At 49.5% G+C, this 13,439-nt stretch carries 13 protein-coding genes; 10 read left to right on the top strand and 3 right to left on the bottom strand.

Annotated features, from left to right (window positions below):
* The first annotated feature begins 178 nt into the window (after window positions 1–178).
* The 9 genes from AC791_RS05270 (at window position 179) to AC791_RS05230 (ending at window position 9,401) form a co-directional block, all read left to right on the top strand.
* Window positions 179–1,105 carry a hypothetical protein gene (locus AC791_RS05270; RefSeq protein ID WP_049839429.1) on the top strand — a complete coding sequence of 309 codons (927 nt, stop codon included), beginning with the start codon at window positions 179–181 and terminating at the stop codon, window positions 1,103–1,105.
* Window positions 1,095–4,172, top strand: coding sequence for a T6SS effector BTH_I2691 family protein (locus AC791_RS05265; RefSeq protein WP_049839428.1), 3,078 nt, complete (start codon window positions 1,095–1,097; stop codon window positions 4,170–4,172). The genes AC791_RS05270 and AC791_RS05265 overlap by 11 nt, the downstream gene beginning before the upstream one ends.
* 4 nt (window positions 4,173–4,176) lie before the next feature.
* Window positions 4,177–4,908: a DUF6708 domain-containing protein gene (locus AC791_RS05260; protein WP_049839427.1), complete on the top strand. Its 732-nt coding sequence runs from the start codon at window positions 4,177–4,179 to the stop codon at window positions 4,906–4,908.
* The gene (locus AC791_RS20905; protein ID WP_322842780.1) at window positions 4,874–5,689 is read left to right on the top strand and encodes a DUF6708 domain-containing protein; all 816 of its coding nucleotides are present in this window, start codon (window positions 4,874–4,876) and stop codon (window positions 5,687–5,689) included. The genes AC791_RS05260 and AC791_RS20905 overlap by 35 nt, the downstream gene beginning before the upstream one ends.
* 37 nt (window positions 5,690–5,726) lie before the next feature.
* On the top strand, window positions 5,727–6,476 hold the full coding sequence (locus AC791_RS05250; protein ID WP_049839426.1) for a DUF6708 domain-containing protein: 750 nt from the start codon (window positions 5,727–5,729) through the stop codon (window positions 6,474–6,476).
* Window positions 6,477–6,513: 37 nt separating this feature from the next.
* Window positions 6,514–7,263, top strand: a complete 750-nt coding sequence (locus AC791_RS05245) for a DUF6708 domain-containing protein (protein ID WP_049839425.1) — start codon at window positions 6,514–6,516, stop codon at window positions 7,261–7,263.
* Between the two features lie 37 nt (window positions 7,264–7,300).
* Window positions 7,301–8,044: a DUF6708 domain-containing protein gene (locus AC791_RS20900; RefSeq protein WP_049839424.1), complete on the top strand. Its 744-nt coding sequence runs from the start codon at window positions 7,301–7,303 to the stop codon at window positions 8,042–8,044.
* A gap of 37 nt (window positions 8,045–8,081) precedes the next feature.
* Window positions 8,082–8,828, top strand: coding sequence for a DUF6708 domain-containing protein (locus tag AC791_RS05235; protein WP_049839423.1), 747 nt, complete (start codon window positions 8,082–8,084; stop codon window positions 8,826–8,828).
* 183 nt (window positions 8,829–9,011) lie between these two features.
* A complete protein-coding gene (locus AC791_RS05230) occupies window positions 9,012–9,401 on the top strand; it encodes a hypothetical protein (protein ID WP_049839422.1) in 390 nt (129 codons plus the stop codon).
* A gap of 177 nt (window positions 9,402–9,578) precedes the next feature.
* Here AC791_RS05230 and yieH read toward each other — a convergent pair whose 3' ends face one another.
* Window positions 9,579–10,244 (bottom strand): 6-phosphogluconate phosphatase, encoded by a 666-nt coding sequence (yieH, locus tag AC791_RS05225; RefSeq protein ID WP_049839421.1) that lies wholly within the window; start codon window positions 10,242–10,244, stop codon window positions 9,579–9,581.
* Between the two features lie 167 nt (window positions 10,245–10,411).
* Between yieH and adeP the strand changes: the two genes are divergently transcribed.
* Window positions 10,412–11,749 (top strand): adenine permease AdeP, encoded by a 1,338-nt coding sequence (gene adeP / locus AC791_RS05220; RefSeq protein ID WP_148677760.1) that lies wholly within the window; start codon window positions 10,412–10,414, stop codon window positions 11,747–11,749.
* A gap of 42 nt (window positions 11,750–11,791) precedes the next feature.
* Here the strand turns inward: adeP and AC791_RS05215 are convergent, their stop codons facing one another.
* Both AC791_RS05215 and AC791_RS05210 read right to left on the bottom strand, forming a co-directional pair.
* Complete coding sequence (locus AC791_RS05215; protein ID WP_049839419.1) at window positions 11,792–12,358, bottom strand: NADPH-dependent FMN reductase; 567 nt, start codon at window positions 12,356–12,358, stop codon at window positions 11,792–11,794.
* A gap of 24 nt (window positions 12,359–12,382) precedes the next feature.
* Window positions 12,383–13,144 (bottom strand): 4'-phosphopantetheinyl transferase family protein, encoded by a 762-nt coding sequence (locus tag AC791_RS05210; RefSeq protein ID WP_049839418.1) that lies wholly within the window; start codon window positions 13,142–13,144, stop codon window positions 12,383–12,385.
* Window positions 13,145–13,439 lie beyond the last annotated feature (295 nt).

The following is a 13,439-nucleotide window of genomic DNA, read 5'->3' as shown; positions in this document are numbered from 1 at the left end:
ATTAAGCGGTAGTTTTTTATTAATTTACTTAATCAATGAATAAGAAAATACCACACTAAGCATGCGTCAAAAAAACCACGTTAATATGCTCGTCGTGGTTCCAGGAGTAGATAAAACCTGAGGCGGTAGCGTGGCTGATAAAGATGTTCGGTAAACAGCCCGTAAATAAGGATAGACAATGACGTATACAGAAAGATCAAATATAAAAGACAGGCTGAATCAACCTGTTAATGAGTATCGCTATTTATTACTCGATCCTCTAAAAGCGGTATCAATTGCAAATCCGCTACACCTGTCAAATTTGCGCAAAACTTTGGGCGATCGCGCTATTTATCCCGTCTTGCGTCGCGATCTGGCTTATACCCCCGGGCACTGTCCATTTCTGGTCCTCCTGGCCTCGCCTGGCGAATGCTGTCATTATCCCTGGCTTGAGCAGACAGAAGAATATGCGCGTTCAGAGATATTTTTCAGTAAACGCTACCTTTGTGGGTGGCTCAGCAGCACTGAACAGCCTGCGCAACTGGCAACTACGCTGGCAGCGCAATGCGATCGGCTAAATGAAACGGAGTGCCTGCCTTTTTTTGAGCCGTTACGTTTTGAATTGTTGCAGGCGATGAGCAGTCAATCAGCGTTTGCCGGGTATTTATGGCCGGTAAGTCACTGGTGGTACATGTCGGTAACCGGTGAAGTCCTTGATCAAACCGGGGCACCGACGCAAGAAAAGTGGCAAATGAGCTGGGCGATGCAAAATGCCCAGCAATACCTTCACTTCCTGTGGAAATTACTCTTTTCGTGGCATCAGATAAGTCACCAACTACCTCATGATGCCGTCAGCAAACTCTATGATGCTTTCAAATACAGCGAGAAAACCGGCTTGCCCGACCGTGACGATCGCCAGTTTCTGGCGCTGACCCGACTCACGCAGGGCATCGATATCGAACAGCACCCGGTTATTGCCGCGCTAGTGCAACAGGCTATCGCCAATCCGTCTCAGCGTATCCTGCCGCTAATACAGACAGTACCCGATACGGTCTGGCTGGAACTGGAAAGCCAGAGAGCAACAAAATTCAGTTGTCAGCAAGGGAGCATCCACTATGGGGCTTAAAGAACAGATTAATCAGAACGCGGGCGTTACTCTGCAGATGGCGCAAATTCCCTCTGGATGTAAAGTCTGTGAGCGTAAAGGCCTGCCTGTTTTTCCATTACGGGTTGCGGTTGTACCACAGAAAATGGCGGGCAGAAACTGGGTGCCGGCGGTACCCGATCCAAACGTTGAATTAACGGGTGGACTGTTTAAATATGCACTGCGCACCCTGCGGATGGGCTATTTATATGTTTTACTCGATAAAAAATACTGGCAGGCCTATGAGGTCACCACCGAAGGCTATTTGCGGCAGATTACGCCCTCTATTATGCCGGAAGGCGATACAGTCACCCCGTTAGCGCCGGTCTGTGTAAAAAGAGGTCATGAAATTGCCGCCAGTTTTATCAATATCGACACGGCATATTCTCAGGCCTGGCTGGCATTTAGTCGCGATCCGTGGAGCAGCGACGTTCTGGATAAGTACCAGAGTAGTCCGGAGCTGTCGACGCGCTTTACGCAAATAGATCTTAACACCCTGAAGCAAAATCCCGCCTCAATTCCACAGGCGCGGGTGCTGGATCCGTCATTATCAGTCTTAAAAGCAAATGTGGCTGAGTTTGCGGCAACGTTCTATCCGTGGTTTGAAAATCCCGAAAGTAATATTTCAGCAAGCGCCCACGGATTTTATCCACGACATGAGGGCGCAGAAGCGCTGGCAATCCGTATCGCGCAACTGCAATCGCAGTTTAAGTGTCCGATAGCGGCACTGATCCTCCCCGACGAGGTGGGTATCGTCGAGGAGTTAAATAATGCCCGGATACAGGTGGCGGACGCCTGTCAGGCGTATACCTCCAGGCCAGAAATATTGCATAAATATTTAATTTCACAAGCAATTGGTCAATATCTTGATTCTACGCAAAAAGCGATCGATCGCAGTAGTCAGGCAAAATATAAGTTTCCTGAAAATCAGCCAACGGTCTGGGGCGGCAAAGTCATTACTGCTGAGCAGGCGGCCGAAGAGACATTTGCTGAACAATTTAACCGCCTGAGAAAAAGTTATAACGAACCTGTGCGCGCAGCATTTATTACCGACTACGCCAGCAGAATGGAAACCTGGGAAGACAGAAATAAAGCCATCGGTAAAGACCTGGCGGCATGGTATCGGGCTAAAAGCTGGTTAATGGCAATCGGACATGACTATGCGCCGGATATCTCAGTACGAAGCTGGGTAAGACAATTTCTCACCGTTTCCGCCTGTATTCAGGGCGGAGGAATGGATACCGAAACCGACGATGTCTGGTCTGAGTGGATAAAAAATCCCGGCTCTCCCGCTTATATCGGATTTGCCGGGATGCAGTCATCCTTAATCGACATTATTTTTAGTGGCGGCAATGTCTATAGCAATCTTAAGACTGCCGTGCTCTCGGATGAATATGGCAACTATTTAAAAGGCATAGCGATAAAACAGAGCTGGACCAGCCGTATGGCCGCCCTGAGTGGATCGGTTGCTCGCCTGAACAACAAACTGGATGAAGCCGCGTACCAGGGTTTTCAACGGATGATGCAGGCCGCACTGCTGACAGCCACCGGGGAATCCGTCGTGGTGTTCGAATATAAAACCACTATTGGACAGCTTCAGAAAGAGATTAAAGCAGCAAAATGGTTCTCGCCAGCCATGGCAAAAAACGAAACGGCCTTTGGTGGCTTGATAAAAAATGGTAGCACCTCAGCAACCGACTGGATTATCGGTATTCAGCAAAAAAATCTTCTCGCCCAGGAGATCGTTGTACAAAAAAGTATTCTCGGAACCCTTGAGGATATCAAGCGGGTTTTAGAGGATATCGGTCAAACCGATCTTCCGCTTAGTCATCCGCAACTGCTTGATCACGTCCACAATATGCATATTTCTGGCATTTCATTACAGAACCCACCTCACGTTAATATTATGATGAGTCGACCTCAAATTGATGCCTTTAATGAACGAATGCGGCGCTATATCAGCGGCAATGGTTTTGGCGTAGTACTGGCAATGGGCATGCTGGCGCTACAGATGGCCGACTGGCAAGCGAAAGCCAAAAGCGTGCAGGATGCGGTAAATAACACGCCCGACGCGGTAGCCGATTACGCTATCAATCGTCTGATGGTGACCGGTGCAGTCGCTGAAACCGCGGGTTTTGCGCATATGCTAACCATTAAAAAGAACTGGATAGTCTGGGGACCGGACTTTGTTCACCCGCTGGTGAAGTTCGGCGGCGTGCTGGCGGGAGCGGCATCGGTGGTGGATGGGGTGAGGATGGTGGTTAATGGGTTAGAAGCCTTGAAAGATGGTGATAAGGCAACATACATAGATTATTTTGTTGCTGGTACACTAACTATTACGGGGGGCATCATTGGTGGAGCTGGAGCATTTTCAGGTATATTTACTTTATTAAGTGATACTTTTCTACTTGGCCCCGCAGGATGGGGAGCCGTATTGATTTTGCAAGGTATGATCCTTGCCTGGGAGGCTAGCCACAAGCGAAGTACGCCCTTTGAAGTCTGGTTACGAAGCTGCTGCTTCGGTATACCTCATGACAGCGATTTTGTATGGCATGAAAATAGCGAAAAAGATCTAAATAGCGCACTTGAAGCTTATTATGCCATTACTAGTGGTATGATCGCCGAAGTTGATATTACCGGTACCGCTGCAATTCAAACCGTGGATTATAATCGGATAGACATAAAAATATGCTTGCCGGGTTATGATGATACCATTTCAGCCTGGGAACTGTTTCTGGAAGGTGGTGATAATAATGTGCTATTTTCAAAGTCACATAATCTAACGGCAGTAAAGGATCGCGCATCGATAACTTATTCAGAGCGCTATTCAGATTCTTATCAGCAGAGTCTCGAAAATGGAAGTCTGATTATCCGGATTACCGTCTGGGTTAAACAGAGTTCCAATCCTGTTGTTACGCTTGTTACCAACTATTGGCCAGATAAATCAGATACTCATAATAAGCTGGCCTTAACCATCAGGACGACTCGTGGCTGGTGGGAAGGTGGAATTTCCGCAACAGGACTACACGGATGGCCAAAATGGAAATAATACAATGGCGCTAAAAACTTCCCGCTTATTCCCACAGGTTAAACACTGGGATGAAGACTTACCCGAACCGCAAGAGGAGCAACGTGTTTATCCCCGGCTGATTCGGGTGAATGAGATTAATGATGTCTGGATGGAAATCCCCCGCTACGTCAATCATGGCTGGGGTGGATTATGGTTTTTTTTGATTTTAGCATTGTTTCCATTATTTATTGTCAGTGATTCATTATTTAATAATATTGATAGATTAGATTTATTATTTTACACATTGGCTTTTTTTATTGTTTCTTTTATTTTATTTCTAATCAAAATGGTGTTATTTGTCCCTCGCGGCGCTCCCGTGCGCTTCAACCGTAAGCGGCAGAAAGTCTACGTCTACGAGTATCAGCAATATGTATGGCCGTGGAAACGCTGGCCAGTCACCATCAAGGTATTCGACTGGGCCGATATTCACGGCGAGCGGGTGTTTGTGGCCGGTCGCGGGAATTACGGTCATCAGCTGCACTGCGCGGTCTGTAAGCCGGGAACCTATGAAGTGGTGGACCGGTTTATCCTGAACTGGACGGTAGGCGATATCCGCATGATTTACGGGCTGTGGAGCCACTGCTGCCAGTACATGCAGGGGAAAGCGGTCTCTGACAGGCCGCTGATAACAGATGTGCCGCTGAGCTGGACGCCGTTTAAGACGGTTCGCTGGCCGCAGGATGTTGAGCGTGAATCGACCACTGCGCCTGAATAAGCGGACCGGAAATCAATATAACAAGGACAGTAATGCAATGGCACTAAAAAGCTCCCGCTTATTTCCACAGGTTAAATACTGGGATGAAGACCTACCCGAAATAACAGAGGAGCAGCGTGTTTATCCCCGGCTGATTCGGGTGAATGAGATTAACGATATCTGGATGGAAATCCCCCGCTACGTCAATCACGGCTGGGGTGGATTTTATTTTTTTTTGTTGATCCCAATCCCTCTTGTTTTTTTATTTAGTTTTATATTTGTTATTTCATGGCCTGAGCCAGATGGAAGCTTTAAGTTATTATTAATTGTAATTATTTTTAATTTTTTAACTATAACTGCATATTTATTAAGAACGGCCTTATTCGTCCCTCGCGGTGCCCCCGTACGTTTCAACCGCAAGCGGCAGAAAGTCTACGTCTACGAGCATCAGCAACATGTGTGGCCATGGAAGCGCTGGCCAGTCACCATCAAGGTATTCGACTGGGCCGATATTCACGGCGAGCGGGTGTTTGTGGCCGGTCGCGGGAATTATGGTCATCAGCTGTACTGCGCGGTCTGTAAGCCGGGAACCTATGAAGTGGTGGACCGGTTTATCCTGAACTGGACGGTAGGCGATATCCGCATGATTTACGGGCTGTGGAGCCACTGCTGCCAGTACATGCAGGGGAAAGCGGTCTCTGACAGGCCGCTGATAACAGAGGTGCCGCTGAGCTGGACGCCGTTTAAGACGGTTCGCTGGCCGCAGGATGTTGATCGTGAATCGACAACTTCGCCTGAATAAGCGGACCGGAAATTAATATAACAAGGAAAGTAATGCAATGGCGCTAAAAACCTCCCGCCTGTTTCCGCAGGTTAAATACTGGGATGAAGACCTACCCGAAATAACAGAGGAACAGCGTGTTTATCCCCGGCTGATTCGGGTGAATGAAATTAACGATATCTGGATGGAAATCCCCCGCTACGTCAATCATGGCTGGGGTGGGTTATGGTTCTACGCAATAATGCTGTTAGTTTTTTTCATTAACAGCATGTTATTTCTTCAGTTGCCGGGTGTTTTCGATAGGGCATCTATAGATATGAAAATAATGCTTATATTTTCCAACTTCTTTTTACTATCATTTGTAGTCTGGTGTTTCAGGATGGTGTTATTTGTCCCTCGCGGTGCCCCTGTGCGTTTCAACCGCAAGCGGCAGAAAGTCTACGTCTACGAACATCAGCAACATGTATGGCCGTGGAAGCGCTGGCCAGTCACCATCAAGGTATTCGACTGGGCCGATATTCACGGTGAGCGGGTGTTTGTGGCCGGTCGCGGGAATTACGGTCATCAGCTGTACTGCGCGGTCTGTAAGCCGGGAACCTATGAAGTGGTGGACCGGTTTATCCTTAACTGGACGGTAGGTGATATCCGCATGATTTACGGCCTGTGGAGCCACTGCTGCCAGTACATGCAGGGGAAAGCGGTCTCTGACAGGCCGCTGATAACCGAGGTGCCGCTGAGCTGGACGCCGTTTAAGACGGTTCGCTGGCCGCAGGATGTTGAGCGTGAATCGACCACTGCGCCTGAATAAGCGGACCGGAAATTAATATAACAAGGACAGTAATGCAATGGCGCTAAAAACCTCCCGCCTGTTTCCGCAGGTTAAATACTGGGATGAAGATTTACCCGAACCGCAAGAGGAGCAGCGTGTTTATCCCCGGCTGATTAGGGTGAATGAGATTAATGATGTCTGGATGGAAATTCCGCGCTACGTCAATCATGGCTGGGGTGGGTTATGGTTCTACGCAATAATGCTGTTAGTTTTTTTCATTAACAGCATGTTATTTCTTCAGTTGCCGGGTGTTTTCGATAGGGCATCTATAGATATGAAAATAATGCTTATATTTTCCAACTTCTTTTTACTATCATTTGTAGTCTGGTGTTTCAGGATGGTCTTATTCGTCCCTCGCGGCGCTCCCGTACGCTTCAACCGTAAGCGGCAGAAAGTCTACGTCTACGAGCATCAGCAACATGTATGGCCATGGAAACGCTGGCCAGTCACCATCAAGGTATTGGACTGGGCCGATATTCACGGTGAGCGGGTATTTGTGGCCGGTCGCGGGAATTACGGTCATCAGCTGTACTGCGCGGTCTGTAAGCCGGGAACCTATGAAGTAGTGGACCGGTTTATCCTTAACTGGACGGTAGGCGATATCCGCATGATTTACGGGCTGTGGAGCCACTGCTGCCAGTACATGCAGGGGAAAGCGGTCTCTGACAGGCCGCTGATAACAGAGGTGCCGCTGAGCTGGACGCCGTTTAAGACGGTTCGCTGGCCGCAGGATATTGAGCGTGAATCGACAACTTCGCCTGAATAAGCGGACCGGAAATTAATATAACAAGGACAGTAATGCGATGGCGCTAAAAACTTCCCGCTTATTCCCACAGGTTAAATACTGGGATGAAAACTTACCCGAGCCGCAAGAGGAGCAGCGTGTTTATCCCCGGCTGATTCGGGTGAATGAGATTAATGATGTCTGTATGGAAATCCCCCGCTACGTCAATCACGGCTGGGGTGGGTTTTACTTATTCTTATTGATTTCAATTCCGTCTATACTATTATGTTGCTTTGCATTTATTATTTCTTGGTCGGAGCCAGATCGAGGATTTAAATTATTTCTGCTGGTTGCAATGTTTGCATTTACCAGTATGACTGCATATTTATTACGAATGGCCTTATTCGTCCCTCGCGGCGCTCCCGTACGCTTCAACCGTAAGCGGCAGAAAGTCTATGTTTACGAGCATCAGCAACATGTGTGGCCATGGAAGCGCTGGCCAGTCACCATCAAGGTATTCGACTGGGCCGATATTCACGGCGAGCGGGTGTTTGTGGCCGGTCGCGGGAATTACGGTCATCAGCTGCACTGCGCGGTCTGTAAGCCGGGAACCTATGAAGTGGTGGACCGGTTTATCCTTAACTGGACGGTAGGTGATATCCGCATGATTTACGGCCTGTGGAGCCACTGCTGCCAGTACATGCAGGGGAAAGCGGTCTCTGACAGGCCGCTGATAACCGAGGTGCCGCTGAGCTGGACGCCGTTTAAGACGGTTCGCTGGCCGCAGGATGTTGAGCGTGAATCGACCACTGCGCCTGAATAAGCGGACCGGAAATTAATATAACAAGGACAGTAATGCAATGGCGCTAAAAACCTCCCGCCTGTTTCCACAGGTTAAATACTGGGATGAGGACTTACCCGAAATAACAGAGGAGCAGCGTGTTTATCCCCGGCTGATTCGGGTGAATGAGATTAATGATGTCTGGATGGAAATCCCCCGCTACGTCAATCACGGCTGGGGTGGATTATGGTTCTACGCAATAATGCTGTTAGTTTTTTTCATTAACAGCATGTTATTTCTTCAGTTGCCGGGTATTTTTAATCATGTTTCTGTGGATCTCATATTAATGTTTATGCTTGCCAGCTTCACAGTATTAACCTTATGTTTTTGGTGTTTCAGGATGGTCTTATTTGTCCCCCGCGGTGCCCCCGTACGCTTCAACCGTAAGCGGCAGAAAGTCTACGTCTACGAGCATCAGCAACATGTATGGCCATGGAAACGCTGGCCAGTCACCATCAAGGTATTGGACTGGGCCGATATTCACGGCGAGCGGGTGTTTGTGGCCGGTCGCGGGAATTACGGTCATCAGCTGTACTGCGCGGTCTGTAAGCCGGGAACCTATGAAGTAGTGGACCGGTTTATCCTTAACTGGACGGTAGGCGATATCCGCATGATTTACGGGCTGTGGAGCCACTGCTGCCAGTACATGCAGGGGAAAGCGGTCTCTGACAGGCCGCTGATAACAGAGGTGCCGCTGAGCTGGACGCCGTTTAAGACGGTTCGCTGGCCGCAGGATATTGAGCGTGAATCGACAACGGAAAAATAGCCCTTCGGATACAATACCAGCTGCGTCAGACGAAATGCAGGCCCGGTAAGCGCAGCGCCACCGGGCAGGAAGAACACGCTGCTGACCTTTATAAAATCCGAAAATTATCTAAACCTGTATCCTCAGTGAAGGTTTTATTTTCCCCAATGCTATCGTACGGTTTTAAATGCATGGAGCAACAAAATGAAAATAAGCTCAGTTTTTATTATTGCGGCGATATTCATTTCTGGATGTAGTTTTCGTATAGCCGATCTTACGGTGGCAAGTACCAAAAATATTAATCTCAATGCAGACCCCAGTGACTCGTATAAATTGAGTAATAAGCCACGGTTTGTTAAAGGAAGTCGTGTTAGGGGTGATGACTATGTTCCGGTGATATTGTTTCCGTTGGGTCTGCCGGACGTTGAAGAAGCTGCTGATAAAGCCATAGAGAAAGACAGCTGTGCTGTTGCTTTAAGTGATACTGTCATTAGACAAAATATGTATGCTGTTATAGTGGGTGCGGTGGGTTATAGCGTTGAAGGCGATCTGGTCATCGACAGAATGCTGCCCGGTTGTGAAAATAGGAAATGATTTATTTATAAAAACTCGCTTCGGCGAGTTTGACTGGAAAAATAGTCGCTCTGCATAAGACCCGGTTACCATAAAAGCCTGAACGACTGGCATCACCCGTCAGGCTTTTTTAAGCGTTAGCGGAAACGCTAATGAAGTATGAAATAACTCTGCCAACCCGTCCCCGCCATTCAACCTTTATCGCGTGATCGTCCAGCCGCGGGCTTTCCATAATGCCGGTAGCTCGGCAAGATCGGTAAACGTCGTTACTTTTGGATGATCGATCGGCTTGTTATGCGGATCGGCGCAAAAATAAAATACGTCCATTCCGGCGGCGATCCCCGACTGGGCACCGGCCACTGAATCGTCCACCAGCACTGAACGCTCGGCGTTAACATTCATTGCTTTTGCCGCGTGAAACATCAACGCTGGATCGGGCTTCCAGCGCTGGATGTCGTAGCCGCTGAACAATTTTTCCGGAAAATGATGCAGCATACCGGTACGGCCCAGAGAGTGTTGCATCTTGCTGACCGGACCATTCGATACCACGCACATTGGCACGATAATGCTATCCAGCAGCGCGTTTGCGCCATCAATACCCACCAGCTCTGAATCAAACAGGCGGGCGACTTCAGCGCGATATACCGGTTCTAGATCGGCCTTTGCCAGATTAACACCGTACTCCGCGTTAATGGTGTCGATAATTTCATAAAGCTTAACGCCTTTAAAACGCTTAAAAATCGTTTCCAGATCGAGCGTAATTCCGTACTGCTGAAACATATGCACGTAGGCACGGGAGCAAATGACTTCGCTGTCGACCAGCGTACCGTCACAATCAAAAAATACTGCCTCAATGGGGGACATACCTGTTTCCCTTTCAATAAGTTTAACGTTTATCCGGTGAAATTTAGGCTACGCAATCGTTGCCGTATAAGCAAAATCAATGAAAAAAGTCGCTTCTGAATCTTCCCATTGTCTCATTTTGGTATAGGATAGCGACGGATTTTCCCTCCTTTTCTCGGAAACAGATAATGAGTCAACAACACCATACCCAGGCGTCTGGTCAGGGAATACTTGAGCGCGTGTTTAAATTACGGGCACATGGCACGACGGCACGTACTGAAGTCATTGCCGGGTTTACCACCTTTCTGACGATGGTTTATATCGTTTTCGTTAACCCGCAGATCCTCGGTGTGGCCGGAATGGACACCAGCGCTGTTTTCGTGACGACCTGCTTAATCGCTGCGCTGGGCAGTATTCTGATGGGGATCTTCGCCAACCTGCCGGTCGCACTGGCTCCGGCGATGGGACTTAATGCCTTTTTCGCCTTTGTCGTGGTGCAGGCCATGGGTCTGCCGTGGCAAGTAGGCATGGGTGCGATCTTCTGGGGCGCGATAGGTCTGCTGCTGCTGACGATTTTCCGCGTTCGTTACTGGATGATTGCCAATATTCCGCTAAGCCTGCGGGTTGGCATCACTAGCGGTATTGGGCTGTTTATCGGCATGATGGGCCTGAAAAACGCAGGCGTGATCGTCGCAAATCCGGAAACGCTGGTAAGCATCGGCAATCTGACCTCGCATAGCGTGCTGCTGGGCGTGCTGGGATTCTTTATCATTGCAATCCTGGCGTCACGTAACATTCACGCTGCGGTGCTGGTCTCTATTGTGGTCACCACACTGCTGGGCTGGATGCTGGGCGATGTTCACTATCAGGGGATTGTTTCCGCCCCGCCAAGCGTTAGCACAGTAATTGGTCACGTTGATTTAGCCGGTTCATTCAACCTGGGCCTCGCCGGGGTGATCTTCTCCTTCATGCTGGTTAACCTGTTCGACTCTTCCGGTACTCTGATTGGCGTAACCGATAAAGCCGGCCTGGCAGACGAGAAAGGGAAATTCCCGCGCATGAAGCAGGCGCTGTATGTCGACAGCATCTCTTCCGTCGCAGGCGCGTTCATCGGAACCTCGTCGGTGACCGCGTATATCGAATCTTCTTCCGGCGTTTCCGTTGGCGGTCGCACCGGTTTAACCGCTGTCGTCGTCGGCATCCTGTTCCTGCTGGTCATTTTCCTCTCACCGCTGGCTGGCATGGTTCCTTCTTATGCCGCGGCAGGTGCGCTGATTTACGTTGGCGTCCTGATGACCTCAAGCCTGGCGCGTGTGAAATGGGAAGACCTGACGGAATCCGTTCCGGCGTTTATTACCGCCGTAATGATGCCGTTTAGTTTCTCGATTACTGAAGGCATCGCGCTGGGCTTTATTTCTTATTGCGTGATGAAGATAGGGACGGGGCGTCTGCGCGATCTCAGCCCGTGCGTCATTATTGTGGCGTTACTGTTTGTGCTGAAAATTGTATTTATCGACGCACACTAAGCGCTAATTCGCCTTCTCACTCGGTGAGAAGGCGAATACTTATCAGGCTTTAACCCGCTCGATAAAATCGGCAAATGCGGTCAGCTGACCTGTCAGGTGATCCAGGGTGCTCTGATCGACAACCTCACCCGTTTGCGCATCCACCTTGTTCTGGATTGCACCGCCCATAAACTCCGGCTTATTCATAACCATCGCGTCAAGAAAGACCAGAATTTGACGCAGATGATACTGACAGCGCGCACCGCCAATGACACCCATTGAGCTGGTCTGGATCAGCACGGGTTTTCCGGCCAGTGGCTGATCGGGCAGGCGGGACAGCCAGTCGATGGCATTTTTTAGCCCGCCCGGTACAGAGTAGTTATATTCCGGCGTCACGATAACCACACCGTCTGCCTGGCGAATTTGTTCAGCCAGCGCTTCTACAGTCGCCGGAAAGCCTTCTTCTTCCTGTACGTCTGCATCGTACAGCGGAATATCACCAATTGACGGCAGCGCACTGACCTGCATACCTGCCGGAGCGATTTTCGGCAGCGTCCGCGCGACCATCGCATTAAACGATCCTTTACGCAGGCTTCCTAATAACGTAACAACATTCACCGTATCAGACATCATAGCTCCTTCGTGTGGTGGAGATTAGTTTTGATCGTATTCGTTAAGTGTAACCATTTTTTCAGCCGTTATACTGGTAAACCGCATCAGGCGGCCGGAAGGTTCATTGGCGCGCACTTGGGTGTCCGGCAGGCAGCGCCAGCTCCCCTGACCGTTATGCTCCCAGACTTTCAGGCGTTCAATTGCCGGCGTGGCTGCGACTGACCATACCAGCACAGCTTCAGCGTCGCATATGGCTTCAACGTGCACGGCATTACCTGTCCGCAATCGTCCTGCACCCGGCAGCAGTTGTAATCCCTGAGTATCGCTCTCCATGTTGCCCGTCAGTTTTACTATGCTCCGGCGCAGCGCCAGCAGCTGGATTCGGGCTTCATAGGGATCGTTTTGATTATTAATCCACAGCGCTTCATTGCTGGTGAAGTGATAGCGTTCAGGCAGATGCGCCGGGTGTGTGCCTGGCAACGTACGCTGAAGGGCGAGCGCAAGGCCACAGTCGCCTTCGGTAGTTAACGCTACACCGGCAATATTTCCGGCATACGCGATAGAAAATTGGGGGAGTGTGGGATCAACAAAAGCCGGTCTGCCGCCGGGCAAAACAGCCATGTCCGGCAGTTCACCGATTCCGTATAACATAAACAGCAGTTCAGCGAGCAGCGCCCGGGAAGCCAGATAACGTGACTGACGGTGTTCCGGCAGCCGCCGTGCCTGCTGATGACAGGCTGAAGAAAGGCGGGTTGAAAGGCGATAAGCGTCGCCAAGAGTCCCTCTTGCAAAGTGCGTAGCCATTTTTCGCTCCGTGATAATGGTCAATGGTAAACAACAAAAGCATGCTGTCTGTTAAACGCTTTCGTTTTAAACGTAAACGACGTAAATGAGAAGATCCTGAACCTCTTTTTTACAAATCCTTTGATTCGGGCGATGCTTTTACTGGCGGCAGGGTTTTTGCGATAGCGCAGTAATAAATCCGCGATGCGATGGTCGACGATTGAGCGCGTATATTTTCGCGCGCAGTCCGGGTCCTGAGCATAAAAAACCCGCATTAAACGTGGCGTAATGCGGGTCCAGAACCTCTGCGGTTTGT

Source organism: Klebsiella sp. RIT-PI-d, from assembly GCF_001187865.1.
Classification (GTDB): domain Bacteria; phylum Pseudomonadota; class Gammaproteobacteria; order Enterobacterales; family Enterobacteriaceae; genus Superficieibacter.
Note: the sequence above shows the minus strand (reverse complement) of the source record. Positions and strands in the feature narration are given on the sequence as shown.